The organism is Limnohabitans parvus II-B4 (assembly GCF_003063455.1).
In the GTDB taxonomy this organism is placed as follows: domain Bacteria; phylum Pseudomonadota; class Gammaproteobacteria; order Burkholderiales; family Burkholderiaceae_C; genus Limnohabitans_A; species Limnohabitans_A parvus.
In genome coordinates, this window is sequence record NZ_NESN01000001.1 from 181,782 (window position 1) to 205,682 (window position 23,901).

23 protein-coding genes are annotated in these 23,901 nt (G+C 57.4%); 5 read left to right on the forward strand and 18 right to left on the reverse strand.

Annotated features, from left to right (window positions below; all coding sequences use genetic code 11):
* Positions 1-77 precede the first annotated feature (77 nt).
* Positions 78-1,052 carry an NADPH:quinone oxidoreductase family protein gene (locus B9Z37_RS00825; RefSeq protein WP_108311176.1) on the forward strand — a complete coding sequence of 325 codons (975 nt, stop codon included), beginning with the start codon at positions 78-80 and terminating at the stop codon, positions 1,050-1,052.
* 101 nt (positions 1,053-1,153) lie between these two features.
* On the opposite strand, the gene clpA is transcribed toward B9Z37_RS00825, so the two are convergent.
* A complete protein-coding gene (clpA, locus tag B9Z37_RS00830) occupies positions 1,154-3,493 on the reverse strand; it encodes an ATP-dependent Clp protease ATP-binding subunit ClpA (protein WP_108311177.1) in 2,340 nt (779 codons plus the stop codon).
* A gap of 57 nt (positions 3,494-3,550) precedes the next feature.
* Positions 3,551-3,910, reverse strand: a complete 360-nt coding sequence (gene clpS / locus B9Z37_RS00835; RefSeq protein WP_108311178.1) for an ATP-dependent Clp protease adapter ClpS — start codon at positions 3,908-3,910, stop codon at positions 3,551-3,553.
* 158 nt (positions 3,911-4,068) lie between these two features.
* Between clpS and B9Z37_RS00840 the strand changes: the two genes are divergently transcribed.
* Together B9Z37_RS00840 and B9Z37_RS00845 are read left to right on the forward strand one after the other, a co-directional pair.
* Positions 4,069-4,326 carry a cold-shock protein gene (locus tag B9Z37_RS00840; protein WP_108311179.1) on the forward strand — a complete coding sequence of 86 codons (258 nt, stop codon included), beginning with the start codon at positions 4,069-4,071 and terminating at the stop codon, positions 4,324-4,326.
* Positions 4,327-4,425: 99 nt separating this feature from the next.
* Positions 4,426-4,908, forward strand: coding sequence for a DUF192 domain-containing protein (locus B9Z37_RS00845; RefSeq protein ID WP_108311180.1), 483 nt, complete (start codon positions 4,426-4,428; stop codon positions 4,906-4,908).
* A 9-nt stretch (positions 4,909-4,917) separates the two neighbouring features.
* Here B9Z37_RS00845 and B9Z37_RS00850 read toward each other — a convergent pair whose 3' ends face one another.
* The 10 genes from B9Z37_RS00850 to rraA all read right to left on the reverse strand — a co-directional run bounded on the left by B9Z37_RS00850 (position 4,918) and on the right by rraA (position 14,796).
* The gene (locus B9Z37_RS00850; RefSeq protein WP_108311181.1) at positions 4,918-5,253 is read right to left on the reverse strand and encodes a DUF1840 domain-containing protein; all 336 of its coding nucleotides are present in this window, start codon (positions 5,251-5,253) and stop codon (positions 4,918-4,920) included.
* Between the two features lie 23 nt (positions 5,254-5,276).
* Positions 5,277-5,627, reverse strand: a complete 351-nt coding sequence (locus B9Z37_RS00855; protein WP_108311182.1) for an integration host factor subunit alpha — start codon at positions 5,625-5,627, stop codon at positions 5,277-5,279.
* A gap of 7 nt (positions 5,628-5,634) precedes the next feature.
* Complete coding sequence (pheT, locus tag B9Z37_RS00860; RefSeq protein WP_108311183.1) at positions 5,635-8,064, reverse strand: phenylalanine--tRNA ligase subunit beta; 2,430 nt, start codon at positions 8,062-8,064, stop codon at positions 5,635-5,637.
* Positions 8,065-8,098: 34 nt separating this feature from the next.
* Positions 8,099-9,136 (reverse strand): phenylalanine--tRNA ligase subunit alpha, encoded by a 1,038-nt coding sequence (pheS, locus tag B9Z37_RS00865; RefSeq protein ID WP_108311184.1) that lies wholly within the window; start codon positions 9,134-9,136, stop codon positions 8,099-8,101.
* Between the two features lie 124 nt (positions 9,137-9,260).
* A complete protein-coding gene (gene rplT, locus B9Z37_RS00870) occupies positions 9,261-9,623 on the reverse strand; it encodes a 50S ribosomal protein L20 (protein ID WP_026036460.1) in 363 nt (120 codons plus the stop codon).
* Between the two features lie 25 nt (positions 9,624-9,648).
* The gene (rpmI, locus tag B9Z37_RS00875) at positions 9,649-9,852 is read right to left on the reverse strand and encodes a 50S ribosomal protein L35 (RefSeq protein WP_019428895.1); all 204 of its coding nucleotides are present in this window, start codon (positions 9,850-9,852) and stop codon (positions 9,649-9,651) included.
* Between the two features lie 135 nt (positions 9,853-9,987).
* The gene (infC, locus tag B9Z37_RS00880; RefSeq protein ID WP_108311185.1) at positions 9,988-10,584 is read right to left on the reverse strand and encodes a translation initiation factor IF-3; all 597 of its coding nucleotides are present in this window, start codon (positions 10,582-10,584) and stop codon (positions 9,988-9,990) included.
* 86 nt (positions 10,585-10,670) lie between these two features.
* The gene (gene thrS / locus B9Z37_RS00885; protein WP_108311186.1) at positions 10,671-12,590 is read right to left on the reverse strand and encodes a threonine--tRNA ligase; all 1,920 of its coding nucleotides are present in this window, start codon (positions 12,588-12,590) and stop codon (positions 10,671-10,673) included.
* Between the two features lie 108 nt (positions 12,591-12,698).
* Positions 12,699-14,030 (reverse strand): isocitrate lyase, encoded by a 1,332-nt coding sequence (gene aceA, locus B9Z37_RS00890; protein ID WP_019428891.1) that lies wholly within the window; start codon positions 14,028-14,030, stop codon positions 12,699-12,701.
* A gap of 250 nt (positions 14,031-14,280) precedes the next feature.
* Positions 14,281-14,796: a ribonuclease E activity regulator RraA gene (rraA, locus tag B9Z37_RS00895; RefSeq protein ID WP_108311187.1), complete on the reverse strand. Its 516-nt coding sequence runs from the start codon at positions 14,794-14,796 to the stop codon at positions 14,281-14,283.
* A gap of 249 nt (positions 14,797-15,045) precedes the next feature.
* Here rraA and B9Z37_RS00900 point away from each other — a divergent pair, with 249 nt between their 5' ends.
* Positions 15,046-15,447 carry an SWIB/MDM2 domain-containing protein gene (locus tag B9Z37_RS00900; protein WP_108311188.1) on the forward strand — a complete coding sequence of 134 codons (402 nt, stop codon included), beginning with the start codon at positions 15,046-15,048 and terminating at the stop codon, positions 15,445-15,447.
* A gap of 87 nt (positions 15,448-15,534) precedes the next feature.
* On the opposite strand, the gene B9Z37_RS00905 is transcribed toward B9Z37_RS00900, so the two are convergent.
* The 3 genes from B9Z37_RS00905 to clpB all read right to left on the reverse strand — a co-directional run bounded on the left by B9Z37_RS00905 (position 15,535) and on the right by clpB (position 21,246).
* Positions 15,535-17,232, reverse strand: a complete 1,698-nt coding sequence (locus tag B9Z37_RS00905) for a thiamine pyrophosphate-binding protein (protein WP_108311833.1) — start codon at positions 17,230-17,232, stop codon at positions 15,535-15,537.
* A 55-nt stretch (positions 17,233-17,287) separates the two neighbouring features.
* Positions 17,288-18,505, reverse strand: coding sequence for an MFS transporter (locus B9Z37_RS00910; protein WP_240606585.1), 1,218 nt, complete (start codon positions 18,503-18,505; stop codon positions 17,288-17,290).
* Positions 18,506-18,639: 134 nt separating this feature from the next.
* Positions 18,640-21,246, reverse strand: coding sequence for an ATP-dependent chaperone ClpB (gene clpB, locus B9Z37_RS00915; RefSeq protein ID WP_108311189.1), 2,607 nt, complete (start codon positions 21,244-21,246; stop codon positions 18,640-18,642).
* Positions 21,247-21,306: 60 nt separating this feature from the next.
* Between clpB and B9Z37_RS00920 the strand changes: the two genes are divergently transcribed.
* The gene (locus B9Z37_RS00920; protein WP_240606586.1) at positions 21,307-21,885 is read left to right on the forward strand and encodes a hypothetical protein; all 579 of its coding nucleotides are present in this window, start codon (positions 21,307-21,309) and stop codon (positions 21,883-21,885) included.
* A gap of 10 nt (positions 21,886-21,895) precedes the next feature.
* Here B9Z37_RS00920 and B9Z37_RS00925 read toward each other — a convergent pair whose 3' ends face one another.
* From B9Z37_RS00925 to B9Z37_RS00935, 3 genes are read right to left on the reverse strand one after another with little or no spacing between them, the layout of a single operon-like run.
* A complete protein-coding gene (locus B9Z37_RS00925; protein ID WP_108311190.1) occupies positions 21,896-22,384 on the reverse strand; it encodes a molybdenum cofactor biosynthesis protein MoaE in 489 nt (162 codons plus the stop codon).
* A gap of 5 nt (positions 22,385-22,389) precedes the next feature.
* Positions 22,390-22,641, reverse strand: a complete 252-nt coding sequence (gene moaD, locus B9Z37_RS00930; protein WP_108311191.1) for a molybdopterin converting factor subunit 1 — start codon at positions 22,639-22,641, stop codon at positions 22,390-22,392.
* On the reverse strand, positions 22,638-23,897 hold the full coding sequence (locus tag B9Z37_RS00935) for a molybdopterin molybdotransferase MoeA (protein ID WP_108311192.1): 1,260 nt from the start codon (positions 23,895-23,897) through the stop codon (positions 22,638-22,640). The genes moaD and B9Z37_RS00935 overlap by 4 nt, the downstream gene beginning before the upstream one ends.
* Between the last annotated feature and the right edge of the window lie 4 nt (positions 23,898-23,901).

Genomic DNA, 23,901 nt, shown 5'->3' on the forward strand with positions numbered 1-23,901 from the left:
GCTAGGGGGACATGGTGAGGGCCCTCTGTCTGCCTAAGATGCACCCACACATCCAACATGACACAAGGAGAAGATGCATGCACGCTTGGCTTTGCGAGAACCCGGTCGGGGTTGAAGCGCTGACTTGGAAAGAACTGCCCACGCCAACGCCAGGTCCAGGGCAAGTCCTGATCGAAATTCAGGCGGCCAGTCTGAACTTTCCGGATTTGCTGATTGTTCAAAACAAATACCAAATGAAGCCTGATTTGCCATTTGTGCCGGGTTCAGAATACGCAGGCGCGGTGCAAGCCCTTGGCGAAGGCGTGACCCACCTGAAAGTGGGCCAAACCGTGGCTTGCCTGTCAGGCACCGGGGGCTTTGGTACCCACACCTTGGCACCTGGCAAGCTTTGCATGCCCTTGCCCGCTGGTTTCTCTGCCGTCGATGGCGCGGCCTTCATCATGACCTATGCCACCTCTCACCACGCATTGGTCGACCGGGCGGCCTTGAAAGCTGGTGAAACGGTGCTGGTGCTGGGCGCAGCAGGCGGCGTGGGCACGGCCGCTATCCAGATCGCCAAGGCCATGGGTGCCAAAGTGATTGCCGCGGCATCCACCGACGAAAAATGTGCGCTGTGCACCTCGCTGGGCGCGGATGCCACCATCAATTACAGCCGCGAGAACCTGCGCGAAGCCCTGAAAACGCTGACCGAAGGCCGTGGTCCCGATGTGATCTATGACCCCGTGGGCGGCGACTTGGCCGAGCCGGCCTTCCGCTCCATCGCGTGGCGTGGCCGCTACTTGGTGGTGGGTTTTGCAGGCGGCCCTATTCCTGCCCTGCCCTTGAACCTGCCTTTGCTCAAGGGCGCGTCTCTGGTCGGCGTGTTCTGGGGAGACTACGCCCGGCGCGAACCTCAGGCCAATGCGGCCATGATGGGCGAGCTGGCCCAGTGGTACGGGCAAGGCAAGATCAAACCCGTCATTGACCGCACGATGCCCATGAACGACTTGAAGGCGGCTTACACCTTGATGGGCTCACGCAGCGTCAAAGGCAAGCTGGTCATGGTCAATTGACGCACAGATCACCTTGATTTGTCCCATTTCCTCACAAAAAAAAGGAGGCCTGAAAAGGCCTCCTTTTTTGCTTTGTCTGCGGCGTACAAGCCGACAAAAGGTCAGCTGGCCGTCGCTTCTTCCGGCTCAGTGGGTTCAGAACGAGAAGCCCGGCTTTCCTTCTTCGGGTTGGGCGTGATGTCCAGCAGCACCTCATCCTTGTCATCGATGTCCACCGTCAGGCGGCCCCCCTCGGTCAAGCGACCGAACAGCAACTCGTCGGCCAGGGCTTTGCGGATGGTGTCCTGAATCAGGCGCTGCATCGGGCGTGCGCCCATGAGCGGATCGAAACCCTTCTTGCCCAGGAACTTGCGCAGTGCGTCGGTGAAGGTGACTTCGACCTTTTTCTCGCCCAGTTGCTGTTCCAGTTGCAGCAAAAATTTATCCACCACGCGTAGGATGATCTGCTCGTCCAGCGGCTTGAAACTGACCATGGCATCCAGGCGGTTGCGGAACTCAGGGGTGAACAGGCGTTTGATGTCACCCATTTCGTCGCCCGCTTGACGCGGGTTGGTGAAACCAATGGTGGCTTTGTTCATGGTCTCGGCTCCGGCGTTGGTGGTCATGATGATGATCACGTTGCGGAAGTCGGCCTTGCGTCCGTTGTTGTCCGTCAAGGTGCCGTGGTCCATGACCTGCAGCAGCACGTTGAAGATGTCCGGATGCGCTTTTTCAATCTCGTCGAGCAAGAGCACGCAATGCGGCTTCTTGGTCACGGCTTCGGTCAGCAGGCCGCCTTGGTCAAAGCCCACATAGCCCGGAGGCGCACCGATCAGGCGGCTCACCGCATGGCGCTCCATGTACTCGGACATGTCAAAGCGGATCAGGTCGATGCCCAGGATATAGGCCAGTTGCTTGGCCGCCTCGGTCTTGCCCACGCCCGTGGGGCCCGAGAAGAGGAAGGAGCCAATCGGCTTGTCGGTTTTGCCCAGGCCCGAGCGGGCCATCTTGACGGCCGAGGCCAGCACTTCCAGCGCCTTGTCCTGGCCAAACACCACCGACTTGAGGTCGCGCTCGATGGTTTGCAGCTTGCTGCGGTCGTCATTGGACACGTTGGCTGGCGGGATGCGTGCGATCTTGGCCACGATGTCTTCGATCTCGGCCTTGCCAATGGTTTTCTTGCGTTTGGACGCGACCTGGATGCGCTGAGCAGCGCCCGCCTCGTCGATCACGTCAATCGCTTTATCAGGCAATTGGCGGTCGTTGATGAACTTGGCCGACAACTCGGCAGCGGCCTGCAAAGCGGCGATGGTGTACTTGACGCTGTGGTGGTCTTCAAAACGGCTCTTGAGCCCTTTGAGGATGTCCACGGTCTCTGACACCGTGGGCTCGACCACGTCCACTTTCTGGAAACGGCGGCTCAAAGCCGCATCTTTTTCGAAGATGCCACGGTACTCGGTGAAGGTGGTCGCACCGATGCACTTGAGCTGGCCACTCGAAAGCGCAGGCTTGAGCAGGTTGGACGCGTCAAGCGTTCCACCTGAAGCAGCGCCCGCACCAATCAGGGTATGGATTTCGTCAATGAACAGGATGCCGTTGGGTTTGTCTTTCAAGGCTTTGAGAACCCCTTTGAGGCGTTGCTCAAAATCACCCCGGTATTTCGTACCAGCCAGCAGTGCGCCCATGTCCAGCGAATACACCGTCGCCTCAGCCAGAATCTCGGGTACTGTGCCCTGGGTGATGCGCCAAGCCAGGCCTTCGGCTATCGCGGTTTTACCCACGCCGGCCTCGCCCACCAGCAGCGGGTTGTTTTTGCGACGGCGGCACAAGATCTGAATCGTGCGCTCGACTTCGTACTCGCGGCCGATCAGCGGATCGATCTTGCCTTCTTTGGCTGCCTGGTTCAGGTTGTTGGTGTACTGCTCAAGGGGTGATGCTTTTTCGCTGCGCTCACCACCGCCACCGCCCTCCTCGCCTTCGCTGCTGGAAGGATTTTCAGCCGATTTGGCCGCTTCTGGCGGATCGCTCTTGCGGATGCCATGGGCGATGAAATTCACCACATCCAGGCGGGTGATGCCTTGCTGGTGCAGGTAATACACGGCATGCGAGTCTTTTTCGCCAAAGATGGCGACCAGCACGTTGGCACCGTTCACTTCCTTTTTGCCGCTGCCTGTGGATTGCACATGCATGATGGCGCGTTGAATGACGCGCTGGAAGCCCAAGGTGGGCTGTGTGTCCACCTCTTCGGTCCCTGCGACCTGCGGGGTGTTGTCCTTGATGAAATTGCTCAAGGCCGTGCGCAGGTCATCGATGTTGGCGGCGCAAGCGCGCAGGACCTCCGCGGCGCTCGGGTTATCCAGCAAGGCCAGCAGCAGGTGCTCGACCGTGATGAATTCGTGGCGCTGCTGACGGGCCTCGACAAAGGCCATGTGCAAGCTGACTTCCAATTCTTGGGCAATCATGTGATTTCCTTTTTGCCTTGCTGAGAGAGATAAAGACGATGTGGGGGGTAATGCCCACTATTCAATGGGTTCACTGACACATTGCAGCGGATGACCGGCCTGTTTGGCGGCGTCAAGCACTTGGTCCACCTTGGTGGCAGCGACATCACGGGAGTAAACGCCGCAAACACCTTTGCCGTCCAGGTGGATCTTGAGCATGATTTGGGTCGCCGCTTCACGGTCTTTGCTGAAAAACTCTTGAATCACCATCACCACGAACTCCATGGGGGTGTAGTCATCGTTCAGCATCGCCACCTGGTACATCTGTGGTGGTTCAATTTTTTGGGAGCGTCTCTCGAGCACCACCGAATCACCGCCATCGGGCGTTCGGGGTGTTACGGTCGGCAGCGTGGGATTAACAGGTTTTTTCGTTGCCATGAATTCATTCTATCGAGCCTTTCAAGCCCTTTGAGACCGAGGTCTGAAAAGACTTTCACGCCGGTCGCCCAAAATCAGCGCCCCCCCCGGGAAAACCTCACATTGACAAAATTGACAAGAGCGATTCACACTGAGGTCAACAATAACGGAGACATCGTATGCCCAGTGGTACGGTCAAATGGTTCAACGATGCCAAAGGCTTTGGTTTCATCCAGCCCGACGGTGGCGGCCCTGACGCTTTTGCCCACTTTTCAGCCATTCAGTCGGAAGGCTTTAAAAGCCTGAAAGAAGGTGCACGGGTCAGTTTTGAGCTGACCCAGGGCAGCAAAGGCCTCATGGCGGCCAACATTCAGGCAGAAAACGCCAGCGGCGAAACCCTTGTGGTCTCAGCCGCAGCTGGCACTACTGCGCCTTGAAGTTAAAAAAGGGCCGGTTCACGCCCCTCCAATGCGGCCCAAGTGCTGGCCAGCAGTTATCCTCTGCAGCTTGATCACTGTCCAAAATCGCTACAGACCATGACTTTTTCCGCATTTTTGGTTGCCTTGTGCACCCACAGCTTGCGCCGCACAGGCGTCCTGTGCTTGGCGGCTCTGGCATTCATCGCGTCAGCACAGCCGTCGCCTCAACTTCAATTGCCACGCACCAAGCTGAATGCGGGCATGCACGTTTTGGACGTCCAGCTGGCTCAAACCCCCGAGCAGCGACAAACCGGCCTGATGTGGCGCAAGGACATGCCGCAACACGAAGGCATGTTGTTTGTTTTTGAACAGCCCGCCACACAGTGTTTCTGGATGCGCAACACCTTGATTCCCCTGTCCGCAGCCTTCGTGGCCGACGATGGCACCATCGTGAACATTGCGGACATGAAACCCCAGAGCGATGACTCGCACTGCTCTGAAAAGCCCGTGCGTTACGTGCTGGAAATGAATGTGGGCTGGTTTGCCAAACGCCAGCTCAAAGCAGGCTACAAATTGGGTGGTCCTGCTTTCACACGTTGATCCAGCGCCTCAGACACCCCAAACCACATCGGATTCTTCGGTCAGGCAACGCTTGAGCAATTTGAGCATGGGGGCTGCACGCTGAGCCAAACCCACTGTATTCAAGGGTATAGCGTCATCACCCTCTCCTGAAATCAATGTCTGGGCCTTGTCGGCGCGTTGTTTTTTGTCTAACTCGTCTTGCGCCACCGCCGATTCCAGCGCGGCAATCGCTTGCGGCAACGCAGTGAATGGAACGATCCCTTTGGCAGGGTCATCGCCCAGGATGATTTTGAGCAACCTCCGGGCATCGGCCTCCAGCATGATGAGGTCGCTGGTCGCCTGGGATTTGAACTTGAACAACATGCTGCGCTCCAAAAATGAAGGATTCAGCGGCCCACCGTCTCCACGCCTTCGTCTTCTGCGGTATCGCCCTGAATCAAGGCCTTGAGTTTATGGCTGGCATGGAAGGTGGCGACACGACGTGCATCAATCGGAATCAATTCTCCCGTACGGGGATTGCGCCCGGGGCGTGCCGCCTTGGTGCGGATCTGGAAGTTGCCGAAGCCGGAAATCTTGACATCGTCACCCGAGATCAGGTTGTCCACCACCAAGTCAAAAAAGGCATCGACCATGTCTTTGGACTCGCGCTTGTTCAAGCCAATTTGCTCAAACAGCAAATCGGCCAGGTGCGCCTTGGTCAGCGCAGGCGTTTCCAGTGATTCAAAACTGATTTGCATGGCGACCTCAGGAGCGCAGTCGGGCAGCCACTAGCTGCGTCAACTGGGCCAGCACAGCAGTCATGGCGGCATCAATTTGTGCCTCGGTCAGCGTGGCCTCGTCGCTGTGCAAGCTCAGGCGCACGGCCAGACTTTTCTCGCCCACGGCCAAACCACCGGCCGATTCGGCCTTCGGGCGGTATATGTCAAACAACACGACGTCACGCAGCAGGCCTTGTGTCGGTGCCGTGTGGATCGCGTGCATCAGTTGGGCATGCGTGACCTGTTCGTTCACGATGACCGCGATGTCGCGCTCGACCGGTTGGTGTTTGGCCACGCTCTGAGCCACAGGCACCACGCGTGCAATGACCGCATCCAGCGACAACTCGAACACCACGGGCGCGCTGCTCAGCTCCCAAGCTTGACGCCAGCGGGGGTGCAACTCGCCCACATGGCCAATCACCAAGCCGTCCAGCAGCACCTGGGCCGATCGGCCGGGGTGCAGTGCAGGATGCTCTGCCGCCACAAACTCCGCCTTGCGCGGGGCCAGCAGTTGCTCCACATCGGCCTTCACGTCGTAAAAATCGACGTTGCGGGCCTTGCCCTGCCAGCTCAGGGGCTCCACAGGGCCCCATGCCATGCCGGCCACGCGCATGGGTTGGTCAAAACCCTCGACCGTGGTGTCGGTACTTTGCACCGTGGTATTTCGCAAAAACACGCGGCCCAACTCGAACACGCGCACGCGGTCGGCCTTGCGGTCGGCGTTGAACTTGACCACCTGCAGCAGCGAGCCGATCAAGCTCGAGCGCATCACGCTCATCTGGCTGGCGATCGGGTTGAGCAGGCGAATCGGGTTGGCGTTGCCCGCCAGATCGCGCTCCCAGCTTTCTTCTACAAAGCTGTAGTTGATGGTTTCCTGGTAACCCAGCGCGGCAATGGCGCGGCGCACGGCCGACGGGCTGCGCTCGGTTTCGCGGCGCACCTTGGCGGTGATGGGGGCCAGCGGCGGGTTGGTGGGCAGGTTGTTGTAGCCCACCATGCGAGCCACTTCCTCGATCAGGTCTTCTTCGATCTGCAGGTCAAAGCGGAAGCTGGGCGGCGTGACGGTGACGGTACCCTCGCCTTCAGTCACTTGCAGGCCCAGGCCGTGCAGCGCATCGGCGCATTGCTTTTGCGTCAGCGGCATGCCGATGACTTTGACGGCACGGGCCACGCGCAGTGTGACGGGCTTGATCGCCGGAATGTTCAGGGTCTGGTCGTCGATGGGGCCAACTTTGGTGTCAGGCGTGCCGCAAATGTCGAGCACCAGCTGGGTGATGCGCTCGATGTGCTCCACCGTCAGCTGCGGGTCCACACCGCGCTCAAAGCGGTGACCGGCATCGGTCGAGAAGTTGTAGCGGCGCGAGCGGCCCGCGATGGCCGTGGGCCACCAGAAGGCGGCTTCGATGTAGATGTTTTGGGTGTCGTCGGACACGGCGGTGGCGTCGCCACCCATGATGCCGGCCAATGACTCGACCTGGCTGTCATCAGCGATCACGCCGACTTTATCGTCCACGGTGACGGTGTTGCCGTTGAGCAGCTTGAGCGACTCCCCTGCCTTGCCCCAGCGCACCTGCAGGCCGCCGTGGATCTTGTCGAGGTCAAAAATGTGCGAGGGGCGGCCGAACTCGAACATCACGTAGTTGGAGATGTCTACCAGCGGGCTCACGCTGCGCTGGCCGCAACGGGCCAGGCGGTCCACCATCCACTGCGGGGTCTGGGCCTTCGTGTTCACGCCCTTGACCACGCGACCGCTGAAGCGGCCGCACAGGTCAGGGGCCTGCACCTTCACCGCCAGTTTGTCGCTGATCTGAGTCGCCACAGCCGGGAACGTCGGGGCCTTCAATGGGGCGCCAGTGAGGGCCGAGACTTCGCGAGCGATGCCGTACACGCTCAGGCAATGTGCCAAGTTGGGCGTGAGCTTGAGCGTCATCAGGGTGTCGTCCAGGTTCAAATACTGGCGGATGTCCTGGCCCAGAGGCGCGTCTGCGGGCAACTCCAGCAGACCGCCGTGGTCGTCGGCAATCTGAAGCTCTTTGGCCGAGCACAGCATGCCCTGGCTTTCGACACCGCGCAGCTTGCCGACCTTGATGACGAAGGGCTTGCCGTCTTCACCCGGAGGCAGCTCGGCCCCCACCATGGCGCAAGGCACGCGAATGCCCACGCGGGCGTTGGGCGCACCACACACGATGTTCAGCAGGCTGCCCTGCCCCACATCCACTTGGCACACGCGCAAGCGATCAGCATTGGGGTGCTGCACGGCTTCCTTGATTTCACCGACCACGATCTTCGTGAACGGCGGGGCCACGGGCTCGAGCTCTTCCACTTCGAGACCGGCCATGGTCAGTGTGTCGGCCAGCTGCTGGGTCGTCAGGGACGGGTTGCAGAACTCGCGCAACCAGGATTCAGGAAATTGCATGACTCGTGTCTCGTGTATCGGACTTGGGAGGGAATTACTGGAACTGGCTCAGGAAGCGCACATCGCCGTCAAAGAACAGGCGCAGGTCGTTCACGCCATAGCGCAGCATGGTGAAGCGGTCCATGCCCATGCCGAAGGCAAAACCGATGAAGCGTTCAGGGTCCAGGCCCATGTTGCGCACCACGTTGGGGTGCACCTGGCCGGAGCCACCCACTTCGAGCCAGCGACCGGCCAGCGGGCCGCTCTGGAACTGGATGTCGATCTCGGCGCTGGGTTCGGTGAAAGGGAAAAAGCTGGGGCGGAATCGCAGCACCAAATCGTCGCTTTCGAAGAAGGTGCGGCAGAAATCGGTGACCACAACCTTGAGGTCTTTGAAGCTCACGTTCTCACCGATCCACAGGCCTTCGCACTGGTGGAACATGGGTGAGTGGGTGGCATCGCTGTCCACGCGGTAAGTACGGCCCGGCGCGATGACTCGGATCTCGGGCATACCTTGGCCTGCATCGAGTTGGTTTTTATAGCGCTTGACGTGCTGCACCGCATGGCGGATCTGCATGGGGCTCGTGTGCGTGCGCAGCAGGTGACCGCCTTCGACGTAGAAGGTGTCGTGCATAGACCGGGCCGGGTGGTCTTCGGGCGTGTTGAGCGCGGTGAAGTTGAACCAGTCGGTTTCGATCTCTGGACCTTGGGCCACTTCAAAGCCCATGGAGCCAAAGATCTGCTCCACGCGCTCCAAGGTGAGCGACACAGGGTGCAGGCCGCCCAGGTTGGCGCTGCGGCCTGGCAAAGTCACATCGAGCGCTTCGGCTTTGAGTTGCGCTTGCAACTCGGCATCAGCCAGGGCCTGGCGGTGGTCATTCAGGGCCGCCTCGATCGCCTGCTTGGCGATGTTGATGGCTGCACCGCGGGTTTTTTTGTCTTCCACGCTCAGAGCGGCCATGCCCTTCATCAACTCGGTGATGCGACCGGCTTTGCCCAAAAACAGGGCTTTGGCGTTTTCGAGGTCAGCAGGTGTCAGTGCCTGCGCAAAACTCTGGCGTGCGGATTCGACCAGGGTGTCCAGCTCGTTCATGGTGTGGGAGATCGGTAAGTGATCTGTGAATGGGGGAATAAAAAAGGGATTGAAGCTTTTGCGAGCCTCAATCCCTTTGATCGAGTGCGTGACACAAACCCGAAGGCCTGTGTCACTCATGGACTCAAGCTGCGGCCAGTTTGGCTTTGACTTGGTTCACGATGCCAGCAAAAGCGGCCTTGTCGTGCACGGCGATGTCCGCCAGCATCTTACGGTCGATTTCGATGGCAGCCTTCTTCAGGCCGTTGGCGAACTGGCTGTAGGTCAGACCGCATTCACGCGCAGCGGCGTTGATACGGGCAATCCACAACTGACGGAACACACGCTTTTTGGTGCGGCGGTCACGGTAGGCGTATTGGCCAGCCTTCATCACCGCCTGTTTGGCGATGCGGAAGACATTGCCGCGGCGACCGCGGAAACCTTTTGCAAGGGCCAAAACTTTCTTGTGACGGGCGCGTGCCGTTACACCACGTTTAACGCGAGGCATATTTATTCTCCTTGTTCGTCAGTAATTACAGGCCAGCCATGGGCAGCATCTGAGCGATGTGACCCATATTGGTCTCATGCACAGCGACTGCACCGCGAAGGTGGCGCTTGTTTTTGGTGGTCTTCTTGGTCAGGATGTGACGTTTGAAGGCTTGACCGCGTTTAACGGTTCCACCGGGACGAACACGGAAGCGCTTTTTAGCACTGCTTTTGGTCTTCATCTTGGGCATATCAATGCTCCTTTAATTGTGCTCGTGAGGCGTCTGCAAAAAGTTTGCAGCCTTGTTGGCCCCGAGCCACTTTTAACAAAAGCCACTCGAAAGAGGCTTCTGATTTGACCCACCCGAAGGCAGATCAAACTCCTGTCAAACCGATTCAGCAGGCGAGGCAGCGTCAGCTGCTTTGCCACCGGCCGGCTTTTTACGTCCTGGCGCAATCATCATGATCATCTGGCGGCCTTCCAGTTTTGGAAACTGCTCAACGATGATGGAATCGGCCAATTCGTCGCGAATCCGGTTCAGCAAGGCCATGCCCAATTCTTGGTGCGTGATCTCGCGGCCACGGAAACGCAAAGTGATCTTGCATTTGTCGCCATCCGCCAAAAAGCGGCGGATGTTGCGCATCTTGATGTTGTAGTCACCATCGTCTGTACCGGGACGGAACTTGACTTCCTTGATGTCAATGACCGTTTGCTTGGCTTTGGCTTCTGCCGCACGCTTTTGCTCTTGGTATTTGAACTTGCCGTAGTCCATCAAACGGCAAACGGGTGGGGTGGCGGTGGCGGCAATTTCAACCAGATCCACATCCATCTCACCTGCCATGCGCAGGGCTTCGGCCAAGGACAAAATGCCCAACGGCTCGTTTTCAGGGCCGGAAACACGCACCTCAGGGGCCATGATTTCACGGTTCAAACGGTGTTTACGTTCTTCGCGGTGGCGACGATCACGAAATTCGGTAGCGATGACTCAATCCTTTACGGAACAAAACTGCGACATGCAGCTCATCCATCTTTGTGCCCACGGGCCAAAGCATGTGGCGAAAATCACCTTCAGGCTTTAGAAGCGATGTCGGCAGCAATGAGTTCAATGAACGCATCGATCGACATCACACCGAGGTCTTTGTTGCCTCGGGCGCGCACTGCGACGGTACCTGCTGCTTTTTCCTTGTCGCCAGCAACAAGGATGTAAGGCAGCTTTTGCAACGAATGCTCGCGTATTTTATACGTGATTTTCTCGTTACGCAGGTCCAAATCGACCCTAAGGCCTTGATTTGACACTGATTTTTGCAGTTTTGCAGCGATTTCGCGACAGTAATCGGACTGCGCATCGGTGATGTTCAGCACAGACACCTGGATGGGCGCCAGCCATGTAGGCAAGGCACCAGCGTGCTGTTCGACCAAAATACCGATGAATCGCTCCATGCTGCCCACAATGGCGCGGTGCAGGATCACGGGGCGCTGACGCGAACCGTCTTCGGCCACATATTCGGCGTCCAGCCGTTCCGACAAGTTGAAGTCCACCTGGATCGTGCCGCATTGCCACTCGCGGCCAATCGCATCTTTCAGGGTGTATTCGATCTTGGGGCCGTAAAAAGCGCCATCCCCTTCGGAAATCACGAATTCGCAACCCGAGTCGCGCAAGCTGTCCATCAAGGCCTTTTCGGCCTTGTCCCACAGCTCGTCCGAACCAATGCGGGCAGCCGGACGTGTCGACACTTTGTAAAGGATGTCGGTGAACCCGAAATCGGCGTAGACCTTCTTAAGCACCTTTGTGAAGGTGTCGCACTCGGGCAGGATCTGGTTTTCGGTACAAAAGATGTGACCGTCGTCCTGCGTGAAGCCGCGCACACGCATGATGCCGTGCAAGCCACCCGAAGGCTCATTGCGGTGGCACTGGCCAAACTCGCCGTAGCGCAGCGGCAGGTCGCGGTAGCTCTTGATGCCTTGCTTGAAGATCAAGATGTGTCCCGGGCAGTTCATCGGTTTCAGGGCGTAATCGCGCTTTTCCGACTCGGTGGTGAACATGTTGTCACGGTATTTGTCCCAATGCCCTGTTTTCTCCCACAGGGACTTGTCCAGAATCTGGGGGCCTTTGACTTCCTGATAGCCGCTGTCACGGTAAACCTGACGCATGTACTGCTCCACGGTCTGCCAAACGGTCCAGCCCTTGGGGTGCCAAAACACCAGGCCAGGGGCATGCTCGTCGATGTGGAACAAGTCCAATTCGCGGCCCAATTTTCGGTGGTCTCGCTTTTCGGCCTCTTCCAGACGGGTCAGGTACAGCTGCAAGTCTTCCTTGCTGGCCCATGCGGTGCCGTACACGCGTTGCAGCATCTCGTTCTTGCTGTCGCCGCGCCAATAAGCGCCGGCCACCTTCATGAGTTTGAAATGCTTGAGCTTGCCGGTGCTGGGCACGTGCGGGCCGCGGCACAGGTCTTCAAAATCACCCTCTCGGTACAGGCTGACTTCTTGGTCGGCCGGGATGCTGCCGATGATCTCGGCTTTGTAGTTTTCGCCCATCGATTTGAAATAAGCGACGGCCTCGTCGCGAGGCAACACTCGGCGCAGCACAGGCTCATCTTTCGCGGCCAGTTCTGTCATGCGCTTTTCAATCGCGACCAAATCTTCGGGTGTGAATGGACGGCTGTACGAAAAGTCGTAATAAAACCCGTTGTCGATCACTGGACCTATCGTGACCTGAGCTTCAGGAAACAAGTTCTTGACCGCATACGCCAACAAATGCGCTGTCGAGTGACGAATCAACTCCAGGCCTTCAGGATCTTTGGCTGTCACGATGGCCAAATCCGCATTGGAGGCCATGCTGAAGCTGGCATCGACCAACTGGCCATTGACTTTGCCACCCAGTGCAGCCTTGGCAAGGCCTACACCAATGGATGCAGCCACCTCGGCCACAGTCACCGGGCCGGGAAATTCACGCAAAGAACCGTCGGGAAGTTTGATCTGAACCATGGGTCTCAAAAAGTAAAAAAGCGCGGCATGGGCCGCGCTTGAAAGAATTGTCTGAACGCAGAGGGCAGATTTTACGCTGCCCTCGCATTCCATCCTTTGAACAGCAGATCAGTGGAACTGCTCTTCTTCGGTCGAGCCGGTCAAGGCTTTCACGGAAGACGAACCGCCCTGGATCACGGTGGTCACATCGTCGAAGTAGCCTGCGCCGACTTCTTGCTGGTGCGACACGAAGGTGTAACCCTTGTCGCGGGCTGCGAATTCAGGCTCTTGAACCATCTCTGTGTAGTGCTTCATGCCTTCGCCGCGAGCGTATGCGTGGGCGAACTGGAAGGTGTTGAACCAGTTGATGTGGATACCGGCCAGTGTGATGAACTGGTATTTGTAGCCCAGCGCCGACAGGTCGTCCTGGAAGGAAGCGATCTGGCTGTCGTTGAGGTTTTTCTTCCAGTTGAACGATGGCGAGCAGTTGTACGACAGCAGCTTGCCGGGGCAAGCAGCGTGCACAGCTTGCGCGAATTCGCGGGCAAAACCGATGTCTGGCACGCCAGTTTCGCACCACACCAAGTCAGCGTAAGGAGCGTATGCCACACCACGGCTGATGGCTTGCTCCAGACCGTTCTTGACGCGGTAGAAGCCTTCTTGTGTGCGCTCACCAGTCAGGAAAGGCTTGTCGTTGGCATCGTGGTCAGACGTGATCAGGTTGGCGGCTTCTGCGTCGGTGCGGGCCAACACAATGGTGGACACGCCCATCACGTCGGCGGCGAAACGTGCAGAGATCAATTTCTCGCAAGCTTCTTGTGTCGGCACCAACACTTTGCCGCCCATGTGGCCGCACTTCTTGACTGCAGCCAATTGGTCTTCGAAGTGCACGCCAGCTGCGCCGGAGGCAATCATGTTCTTCATCAGCTCGAACGCGTTGAGCACGCCACCGAAACCGGCTTCGGCATCGGCCACGATGGGCAGGAAGTAATCGATGAATTCCTTGCTGCCTGGCTCGATGCCACGACCCCACTGGATTTCATCAGCACGCTTGAAGGTGTTGTTGATGCGGCGCACCATGGTGGGCACCGAGTCATACGCGTACAGCGACTGGTCGGGGTACATGGTTTCGGATGTGTTGCCGTCAGCGGCGACTTGCCAGCCCGACAGGTACACGGCTTCCAAACCGGCTTTGGCTTGCTGCATAGCTTGGCCGGCGCTGATGGCACCGAAAGCATTGACGTAGCCTTTTTTAGCGCCGCCGTTGATTTTTTCCCACAGCTTTTCTGCGCCGCGCTTGGCCAAGGTGTGCTCGATGGGCATGCTGCCGCGCAGACGCACGACGTCAGCAGCGGAATAACCGCGCTTCACACCTTTCCAGCGCGGGTTGGTGGCCCAATCTTTTTCGAGGGCGGCGATTTGCTGTTCACGGCTCAGTTGTTGAGTGAGGTTGGCTGGCATGGTGGGACTCCTGAAGTCAAGTTGAAATCGGGCGATGTCGGCAGCGAATTCTGCTTTGTCGTTGGGATGATCTTAACTCTTCTACAAGACCTATTTTTATTCTTATGTCTTATACAAGACTTTTTTTTATTTGTTTAAAATCAATGACTTGCAAATACAATTTCGCAGTGTGATTTGCAGTTTTCCATATTGAGAAAATATGCGGCAGCGCAGCATGCAGATATTTCAAATTGTGAAATATCGAGACGCGTCATGAAAAATGAAGTGCTTCACTGCTCACCACCATCCCATCGGGGTCTGCATAAAGCCAATCACCCGTTTGAACCTTTGTCCCCTGGACCAAGACAGGCCCTCCAGTTTGGCCTTGATCCGAACGCAATGTCGGCATCGGATTCAATCCCAATGCGCGAATACCGATGGGTAAAACCGAAATTTCAGCGAAGTCACGAACACAGCCATCCACCACCACGCCAGCCCAACCATTGCGCGCGGCGGCTGTTGCCAGATTGCCGCCCAACAAAGCCCGCTGCAATGAACCAGCCCCATCGACCACCAAGACACGGCCGTGCCCAGCAGACTCAACGGCCAATTTGACGTGGCTGTTGTCTTCGTAGCATTTCACCGTCAAAACCTGGCCGTGAAAAGCGTGACGACCTCCGTAGTCTTTGAACAGTGGCGCAAGCACTCGGAATGCCCCCGAAGCGTCAGATTTGTGCGCATCGCAAAAATCACAAGTCGAAAAAACAGTGCTGGAGTTTGTCGTCATATCGGTTCATCCAAAAACAAGAACCCACGCAGTTGAGATGACTTGACTTACACAGCGCATACGCACTGAGACGGTGCGTATGCGGCAACAGGAGGGACAAAAGCGCCTCATGGGGAACAAATCCGCAACAACCCCTATATAAAAATGATTTTTTAGCTTGGAATGTGCCTGTTTCTCCAGTAGCATGGGCATAGCTGAAACAAACTGTTACTCAGCGACGAACCAACTTCCGATCAAAGGAATTTCACCATGGCAACTGCGAAAAAAACCCCGGCAAAAAAAGCTGCACCCGCTAAAAAAGCAGCTCCGGCAACGAAAGCCGCTCCAGCAAAAAAAGCTGCAGCACCCGCTAAAAAAGTAGCGGCAAAAGCCCCCGCCAAAAAAGCGGCACCTGCTAAGAAGCGCACGCCCAATCCGGCCTTCATGAAGGCTTTGACACCAAGCGCTGCTTTGGCTGCAGTTGTGGGCGCAACCCCACTGCCGCGCACTGAAGTGGTCAGCAAGATGTGGGTCTACATCAAGAAGCACAACCTGCAAGACAGCGTGAACCGTCGTGCGATCAACGCCGACGACAAACTCAAGGCTGTGTTCGGCAAGGCCCAAGTCACCATGTTTGAAATGGCTGGCCTGATCGGCAAGCACCTGAAGTAATTCAGACACTGACGCATGAAAAAACCCGCTTCGGCGGGTTTTTTCATGGCTACAGCAAAACTGGACCGAGGTGACCGATGCTGCAGATCAAGCCTTTTGCTTGGCCAGTGCTGCCTGGGTGATGGCGTGCAAGGTGCCACGGGTGGTGATCACTTCGGGATCGAGCATCACCTCGATCAAGGTGCCTTCGGGGCGCGCCATCGCAGCCAAAAGCACGTCTTCGAATTGATGTGTTTTGTGAATGCGCACCCCGACATAACCGTAGGCCTGGGCCAAGGCCGTAAAGTCAGGATTCTTCAGCTGTGAGCCGGTGACGTGCGTGGGGTACTCACGCTCTTGGTGCATGCGGATCGTGCCGTACATGCCATTGTTCAAAACCAGAATGATGCTTTTGCCGCCGTGCTGCACAGCGGTTGCCAACTCTTGTCCATTCATTAAAAAATCACCATCACCGGCAATGGTGAAAGCCATGCGTCCGGTCAACACATTGGCGGCGATGCCTGCAGGAACCCCATAACCCATCGCACCGACAGTCGGGGCCAATTGCGTCTTGTGACCTTTGATCAAACCATGGTGCTTGAAGAACCGGTGCATCCAGCTCGCAAAATTGCCAGCGCCATTGGTGAGCACCGCGTCGGCAGGCAAATGCTTTTGCAATACGGCCACGATCTCGGGCATGTCCACATCGCCGGGCAAGGTCTGTGGCTTCAAATTGTCCAGATAGCCTTGATGCGCCTGTCTCGTCCACTCGACCCAAGGCAACGTCGGCGGAGCCGTCAAAACCTCCAGGCTGCGTGCCGCTGCATTCATGGTGGAAAGGATCGCCAAGTCGGCTTGGTAAACACGGTTCAACTCTTCTGCGCTGCCATGAATATGAACCAGCTTTTGAACAGTCTTGGGGGCCTGCAGCAAGGCGTACCCCCCGGTGGTCATTTCACCAAGGCGAGGGCCGATGGCCAAAATCAGGTCTGACTCACGCACACATTGCGCCAAAGCCGGGCTGATGCCGATGCCCACGTCACCTGAATATTGGGGGTGGTGGTTGTCAAAGGTGTCCTGAAACCGGAACGCATTGGCGACAGGCAATTGCCAGTTTTCAGCAAAACGCTGCAAGGCCTGAGCGGCTTGCACCGTCCACCCTCCGCCACCACAAATGACCAAAGGTTTTTGCGCCGCCAACAGCAGGTTTCGCAAATCGCGCAGAGCACCCGGATCACTCCAAGCCTGAACGGGCTCCACGCGCCCCAAGGCCTCGGCCTTGACGGGTCGGGTCAGCATGTCCTCTGGCAGCACCAAGACCACAGGACCGGGACGACCATTCATGGCCGTGGCAAAAGCACGTGCAATGTACTCTGGCAAGCGCTCGGGATCGTCCACCCGCTCGACCCGTTTGGCCATGCCTTTGGTCGATGGCCCGAAAAAATGGGTGTAATCCATTTCCTGAAAGGCCTCGCGATCGCGGGTGTCACTGGCCACATCACCCACAAAGAGCACCATGGGTGTGGAGTCTTGAAACGCCGTGTGCACGCCAATGGAAGCGTTGGTGGCACCTGGGCCCCGCGTCACAAAACAGATGCCTGGACGGCCAGTGAGTTTGCCTTGGGCTTCGGCCATGAAAGCCGCTCCGCCTTCTTGCCTGCAGGTCACAAAGCGAATGGCGTCACGGTGCAAGTGAAAGCCATCCAGCACGGCCAGATAACTTTCTCCGGGGACACCAAACGCATGGGTAACGCCTTGGGCCAGGAGGCATTCAACGAGCAGATGGCCAGCTATTTTTGTGTTCATGGGCACATTGTGCACAAGCCGCTCGGACATGGCTGTCGCCCGCGTTAGAGCCAAATCATGTCTGTACAGAGGTCCGTCGCCCTACCCCGAGTGCGGCCCCCACGCTGAGTAAAAGGACCAAAGAAGCCCCCAACAAGGTCGCGCTGTACCAGCCTTTGTCCATCAGAACGCCAAAGACCAAAGGCGACAAGGCAAACCCCACATCCAGCCCGGAATAGACCAAGCCATAGACTCGGCCAGTGGCCCCTTTGGGGGTCGCCTTTTTGATCATCAGATCGCGGCTGGGACCACCGACACCAACAGCCAAACCCGTGGCCGCCAAAACCCACAAAGTCCCGATGTGACCAAACAGGCCACTGGCACACAAAGCCATCAGCACAGCGGCGCAGCTCATGCAAACGGCCACCACACGGTCACTCAGGGTCGGGAAACGAGCGGCCACAAAGCCACCCACCAACATACCGACAGCACCGAACAACATGTAAGCGGTCAAAGTCATGGAAGCCAGCTCCAGACTCACCCCATGCAGCTCTTTCAAGATGGGTACCGAAAAATTTTGCACCACAGCCAACGTGACTGTGGACAACAGAAAAAAGCCAAAGCACCACCAAACCACAGGCAAGCGCATGAAAGCCAAGTCACTTTGCGCAGAACCCGATCCCAACGACTTCTGTGTGGTGGTCAACAAATGCGCCCGGTTCCAAACCAGCACCAACAAGACCAAGCCATAAACACAGGCTGCGGCAAGAAATGCATGACGCCAACCCCAAAGGGCAGTGGTCAATGTGAAAAACACAGGGGCCAGCGCCCAACCCAAATTACCGGTCAATCCGTGCACACTGAACGCATAGCCCAAGCGTGGTGAGGACACACGCTGGTTCAAGATGGTGAAGTCGACCGGATGAAATGGCGCATTGCCCAAGCCAGCCAAAACAGCCACACCCATGAGCGCAGCGTAGCTTTCAGCCATGAACGCCAATGAACAGGCGGCCATGAAAAGCACTTGCGAAATGAACAACACGGGACGGGCACCCACACGGTCGACAACAAAACCAGCAAACGCTTGTCCTGTACCCGAAACCACAAAAAACAGGGTGCTGAGCAAACCCAGTTCAGAGAAACTCCAGCCGAAATCCCGCATGAAAACCGGGAACATCAAGGGGAGTAAAAGATGGGAAAAATGCGAGCTGGCGTGCGCCATACCCACCAATCCCATCACCTTGGCATCGTTGCGCCAAGGGGTGGCGACAACGCCCGAAGAAGCCAATTGCATAAGTGTCACATTCATTTCAGAGCAACGGCATGACCGTTCCGGAACTGAACGCATCCACCTCATTGCTCTGAATGAAGTTTAGCCTTGAAAGACCAAGGGGGCTGATTCAGCCCTCTTGTTTCAAAGAGTTCGACTCAAGCGTTGGCTTCAATCACCTTGAAATCGAACTGTCCTGGGTGTCGCACCGGGTCAACCGACACCTCGATCTGACACTTCGGCGGAAAGCGCCCTTCCAGCAACAAACGGGACAAGGGGTTCTCCAACCGTTGCTGAATGGCCCTTTTGAGCGGACGAGCACCAAACACCGGATCAAAACCCACTTTGGCCAATTCGGACAGGGCAGCAGGACTGACTTCCAGGTTCAAGTCCATGCGCATCAACCGGTCCTTGAGCACTTGCAACTGGATCGATGCGATGGATGCGATGTGGTCGGCATCGAGACCGTGGAACACCACCGTTTCGTCAATGCGGTTCAAGAACTCAGGCCGGAAATGGGTCTTCAGTTCATCCCACACCGCATCCTTGATGTCTTCAGCAGGCTGCCCCGCCATCGACTGAATCAGGTGAGAGCCCAGGTTCGAGGTCATCACGATCACGGTATTCTTGAAGTCAACCGTACGCCCTTGTCCATCGGTCAAACGGCCATCGTCCAACACCTGCAACAAGATATTGAAAACATCTGGGTGTGCCTTTTCAACCTCATCGAGCAAAAGCACGCTGTAGGGTTTGCGACGCACCGCTTCGGTCAGGTACCCACCCTCTTCGTAACCCACATAGCCCGGAGGTGCACCGATCAAGCGGGCCACGGAGTGCTTCTCCATGAACTCGCTCATGTCAACACGGATCAGGTGGTCCTCGCTGTCAAAGAGAAAGCCCGCCAAGGCTTTGCAAAGCTCGGTCTTGCCCACGCCTGTGGGGCCCAAGAACAAGAAAGAACCGGTTGGCCGGTTGGGATCGGACAGGCCCGAGCGCGAACGGCGGATGGCGTTGGCCACAGCGGAAATGGCCTCGTCTTGCCCTACCACGCGCTGGTGCAACTTGTCTTCCATCTGCAGCAGTTTTTCGCGCTCACCTTGCATCATTTTGGAGACAGGAATACCGGTTGCGCGGGACACAACTTCGGCAATTTCTTCGGCACCGACCTGGGTGCGCAACAAACGGTGAACGGGTTTTTCACCGGGTGCAGCCTCTTTGGCCTGCACGTCCTTGAGCGTTTTTTCAAGTGCGGGCAACTTGCCGTATTGCAGCTCGGCCACTTTGTTGAAATCGCCCTTGCGGGTCAGGTCCTCAATTTGCTGACGCAACTGGTCAATCTGCTCGCGCACCTGCTGGCCACCTTGCGCCTGGGCTTTTTCAGCCTGCCAAATCTCTTCAAGGTCGGCCGCCTCTTTTTTGAGCTTGACGATCTCTTCTTCGATCAAGGCAAAGCGTTTTTGTGAAGCCTCATCGTGCTCTTTGCGCACGGCTTCGCGCTCAATCTGCAACTGAATCAAACGGCGGTCCAGTTTGTCCATGACCTCGGGTTTGGAGTCGATTTCGATCTTGATCTTGGCGGCAGCCTCATCAATCAGGTCAATCGCCTTGTCCGGCAAGAACCGGTCGGTGATGTAGCGGTGGCTCAGTTCAGCCGCGGCCACGATGGCGGGGTCGGTGATGTCCACGCCATGGTGAATTTCGTACTTCTCTTGCAAACCCCGCAAGATGGCGATGGTGGCTTCAACCGTGGGCTCGTTGACCAAGATTTTCTGAAACCGTCGCTCCAAAGCGGCATCTTTTTCGATGTACTTGCGGTATTCGTCCAGCGTCGTGGCCCCCACGCAATGCAACTCGCCTCTGGCCAAGGCCGGCTTGAGCATATTGCCAGCATCCATGGCGCCTTCGGCCTTGCCCGCACCGACCATGGTGTGCAGCTCGTCAATGAACACAATGGTTTGGCCTTCGTCTTTCGCCAGCTCACTCAGCACGGTTTTGAGGCGCTCTTCAAACTCGCCCCGGAATTTAGCCCCCGCCAGCAAAGCGGCCATGTCAAGCGACAGCACGCGCTTGCCCTTGAGCGAATCGGGTACCTCGCCCGCCACGATGCGCTGGGCCAAGCCTTCGACAATCGCGGTCTTGCCCACGCCAGGCTCCCCAATCAAGACCGGGTTGTTTTTGGTGCGGCGCTGCAAAACCTGAATGGCGCGGCGAATTTCGTCGTCGCGGCCAATGACCGGGTCGAGCTTGCCAAGCCGCGCGCGCTCGGTCAGGTCAATGCAGTATTTTTTGAGTGCTTCGCGCTGACCCTCGGCGTCGGCATTGCCGACCGTTTGCCCTCCCCGCACGGCATCAATCGCCGTCTCTAAGCTTTTGCGGCTCAGGCCATGCTCTTTGGCCAAGCGACCGATATCGCCCTTGTTGTCGGCAATGGCCAGCAAGAACAATTCGCTGGCGATGAAGGCGTCACCCCGCTTGATGGACTCTTTTTCTGCACCTTGGAGCAACTTGGCCAGTTCAGGCCCCACCTGAACCTGGTCTTGCCCGGTGACTTGCGGCAAGCGCCCCACGGCGGCTTCCGCCGCCATGAGCAAGCCTTGCACCTGCACACCCGCACGTAAAAGCAGGGCTTTAGGGCCCTCATCCTGCTTGAGCATGGCCACCAAAACGTGAGCAGGCTCTATGTAGGCATGGTCACGGCCCAAGGCCAGCGACTGGGCATCAGACAGGGCTTCGTGAAATTTGCTTGTCAATTTATCAAGGCGCATGAATATTCTCCAATAAGCGCTATCTTGGGGGGCATTGCCCATTTTCAAGGCTTGGGGGGCATGGGCGTATTGCCTAAAATCAAGGGCATGAACATTCACCAGTTGTCCGTCAGCTACGACGAACGCCAAGATCGGCTCTTGCTCCGACTGAACACCCAAGCCGGTCAGGAGTTCCGGTTCTGGCTGACGCGTCGCATGGCCACTCGGCTGCTGCCGGCCATGGATCAATCCATTGTCCGGCTCGAGGCTTCACAACCAGGCATGGCCGCCGCGGATGCGCCAACGCAACACATGCTGACCGAACTCAAACGGAATGCATTCTTGCAAACCGCTGATTTTTCAACACCCTATTCGGCTGAGCCCCAGCAATTGCCTCTGGGAGACGAACCATTTTTGATCACCGATGCACACCTGACTCTGCAAGCCAATGGCAGCTTGCAGATCATCTTTCAAAAGAAAATGGCCGGAGCAACCCCCTCTTGCCAACTGACCTTACAAGTCACGTTGGTCCACGGCATGATCCATCTGATTCGCCAATGCATGGCCAATGCCGATTGGGGTCTTGTGGCCCAAAGCACAGAACACCGCTCTGAAGATGCACCTGAAACGCCCTTGAAGGCGCAGGTTTACAAACACTGAAGTGACGCCGTCAGGCGTTCTTGCCTTCAATGCCCCAGCGGGCCAACGCGGCATCATCGGACACGCGGGCATCGACCCATTGCGCACCTTGGGGTGTTTGCTCTTTTTTCCAAAACGGTGCCTGCGTCTTCAGGTAGTCCATCAAAAACTCACAGGCTTTGAAGCTTTCCCCCCGGTGCGCCGAGGTCACCGCGACAAACACAATCTGGTCAGCAGGCAAAAGACGCCCGACGCGGTGCACCACGCGAGCCGCATAAAAATCGAAGCGTTTGTGCGCCTCCTCGATCATGCTTTCGATCGATTTTTCCGTCATGCCGGGGTAATGCTCCAGCTCCATGGCCTGCACTTCATCTTGGGCAACCCCCGTTAAAGCCCGGGTATCGCGCACCGTGCCCACAAAGCTGCACACGGCCCCGACACGCAAATCTTGCGCCCGCAAGGCCGTCAGTTCTTGAGAGACATCGAAGTCTTCGGTTTGAATCGCCACGTTTGGGAGCATGGTCGTTATCCTCCCGTGACGGGTGGGAAAAATGCCACTTCGCAATCGCCCGTCAGCAGAGTGGCGTCGTTCGCCATCACCTGATTGACGGCGACACGCACGGGGCGTCCGATGGCCAGACACTCCGCATGAGCACCCCCACGCGAGATCAGTTGTTGCCTGAAGCTGGCCACGTTGTCGCAGTCCGTTTCCACCGATTCACTGGCCACGCCAATGGTTTCGCGCAAAGAAGCAAAGTAACGCACCTGAATCTTCATGACAACCACTCCGCAAATGGCCAGAAACTGACGAGATCGCCGTGGGCAATGGTTTGGCCAGCGGGGTTGTCCACCACACCATCGCCCCAAACGACCGACGTCAGGACGCCCGAGCTTTGGTTGGGGAAGAGATCCAAGCCGCCTTGAGCATTGCGCCGAACGCGCAAAAATTCACGCCGTTTATCCGCCTTGGGCACGTCAAAATGAGCGGGCACTGGCATGCACACAGGCGCCCTTTGCTCGGCGCCCTGCAACGCCAAAATCACAGGCTTGACCAAAAGCAAAAAAGTCATGAAGCTCGACACAGGGTTACCCGGCAAGCCCACAAAATGCGCCATGCCGGGTGCTGATTCGCGGCGCACATGGCCATAGGCAAAGGGTTTTCCGGGTTTCATGGCAATTTGCCAGAGCGCCAAAGCCCCCAAAGCTTGCACAGCTGGTTTGACATGGTCCTCTTCACCCACTGAAACACCACCACTGGTCACAATCAGATCGTGGTGATCGGCGGCGGTTTTGAGGGCCGCAATGGTGGCTTCACGGCGGTCAGGAACAATGCCCAGATCGCTCACCTCGCAACCCAAGCGGTGCAACAAAGCCCGCAAAAAAAACCGGTTGGAGTTGTAAATGGCCCCGGGGGGCATGTCTGCAGGCGCCACTTCCCCCGGCATGACCAGTTCATCGCCCGTTGAAAACAAGGCCACTTTGGGCCGAGACATGACCTCAAGATGTGCCAAACCCAAGCTGGCCGCCAAACCCAGTTCAGCAGGTCCGAGTTTTTGCCCCCGCTTCAACACGGCATCGCCCATGCGGACGTCTTCGCCGCTGCGGCGCACCCACTGCCCCGCAGCGGCAGGGGCCAAGAAACGAACCCGATTGGGGGCATCTGCAGACATTGGCTCGGTTTGCTCTTGCATCACGATGGCATCTGCACCGGGCGGCACTGGCGCGCCCGTGAAAATGCGAGCGGCTTCCCCGGGCAACAAGGGTTGCCCAAAATGACCTGCTGCAATGCGTTGTGTCACCGTCAATTCGATGCCGGCTTCCTGCACATCGGTGCTGCGGACGGCATACCCATCCATGGACGAGTTGTCAAAAGCAGGCACCTGCAAGGCCGAGACCAAGTCTTGCGCCAGAATGCGGCCGTCAGCATCCAGTGTGGCCACAGACTCGACCCCCATTAAAGGGCTGATTTGTGCTAACAGCGTCTTCAGCGCTTCATCAAGTGACATCAAAGGTGCGCGTGGGGCTGTGGTCATGAAA

Bases quoted from the DNA above. Each gene is read 5' to 3' on its own strand.
- aceA (WP_019428891.1), bottom strand. From the start codon at position 14,030: ATGCCAGCCAACCTCACTCAACAACTGAGCCGTGAACAGCAAATCGCC.
- thrS (WP_108311186.1), bottom strand. From the start codon at position 12,590: ATGGTTCAGATCAAACTTCCCGACGGTTCTTTGCGTGAATTTCCCGGC.
- rpmI (WP_019428895.1), bottom strand. From the start codon at position 9,852: ATGCCCAAGATGAAGACCAAAAGCAGTGCTAAAAAGCGCTTCCGTGTT.
- B9Z37_RS00900 (WP_108311188.1), top strand. From the start codon at position 15,046: ATGGCAACTGCGAAAAAAACCCCGGCAAAAAAAGCTGCACCCGCTAAA.
- moaD (WP_108311191.1), bottom strand. From the start codon at position 22,641: ATGAAGATTCAGGTGCGTTACTTTGCTTCTTTGCGCGAAACCATTGGC.
- rplT (WP_026036460.1), bottom strand. From the start codon at position 9,623: ATGCCTCGCGTTAAACGTGGTGTAACGGCACGCGCCCGTCACAAGAAA.
- B9Z37_RS00935 (WP_108311192.1), bottom strand. From the start codon at position 23,897: ATGACCACAGCCCCACGCGCACCTTTGATGTCACTTGATGAAGCGCTG.
- B9Z37_RS00850 (WP_108311181.1), bottom strand. From the start codon at position 5,253: ATGTTGTTCAAGTTCAAATCCCAGGCGACCAGCGACCTCATCATGCTG.
- B9Z37_RS00925 (WP_108311190.1), bottom strand. From the start codon at position 22,384: ATGCTCCCAAACGTGGCGATTCAAACCGAAGACTTCGATGTCTCTCAA.
- B9Z37_RS00840 (WP_108311179.1), top strand. From the start codon at position 4,069: ATGCCCAGTGGTACGGTCAAATGGTTCAACGATGCCAAAGGCTTTGGT.
- B9Z37_RS00825 (WP_108311176.1), top strand. From the start codon at position 78: ATGCACGCTTGGCTTTGCGAGAACCCGGTCGGGGTTGAAGCGCTGACT.
- B9Z37_RS00920 (WP_240606586.1), top strand. From the start codon at position 21,307: ATGGGCGTATTGCCTAAAATCAAGGGCATGAACATTCACCAGTTGTCC.
- pheS (WP_108311184.1), bottom strand. From the start codon at position 9,136: ATGAACGAGCTGGACACCCTGGTCGAATCCGCACGCCAGAGTTTTGCG.
- clpA (WP_108311177.1), bottom strand. From the start codon at position 3,493: ATGATTGCCCAAGAATTGGAAGTCAGCTTGCACATGGCCTTTGTCGAG.
- B9Z37_RS00855 (WP_108311182.1), bottom strand. From the start codon at position 5,627: ATGCAAATCAGTTTTGAATCACTGGAAACGCCTGCGCTGACCAAGGCG.
- pheT (WP_108311183.1), bottom strand. From the start codon at position 8,064: ATGCAATTTCCTGAATCCTGGTTGCGCGAGTTCTGCAACCCGTCCCTG.
- B9Z37_RS00910 (WP_240606585.1), bottom strand. From the start codon at position 18,505: ATGCAATTGGCTTCTTCGGGCGTTGTCGCCACCCCTTGGCGCAACGAT.
- rraA (WP_108311187.1), bottom strand. From the start codon at position 14,796: ATGACGACAAACTCCAGCACTGTTTTTTCGACTTGTGATTTTTGCGAT.
- clpB (WP_108311189.1), bottom strand. From the start codon at position 21,246: ATGCGCCTTGATAAATTGACAAGCAAATTTCACGAAGCCCTGTCTGAT.
- clpS (WP_108311178.1), bottom strand. From the start codon at position 3,910: ATGGCAACGAAAAAACCTGTTAATCCCACGCTGCCGACCGTAACACCC.
- B9Z37_RS00845 (WP_108311180.1), top strand. From the start codon at position 4,426: ATGACTTTTTCCGCATTTTTGGTTGCCTTGTGCACCCACAGCTTGCGC.
- B9Z37_RS00905 (WP_108311833.1), bottom strand. From the start codon at position 17,232: ATGAACACAAAAATAGCTGGCCATCTGCTCGTTGAATGCCTCCTGGCC.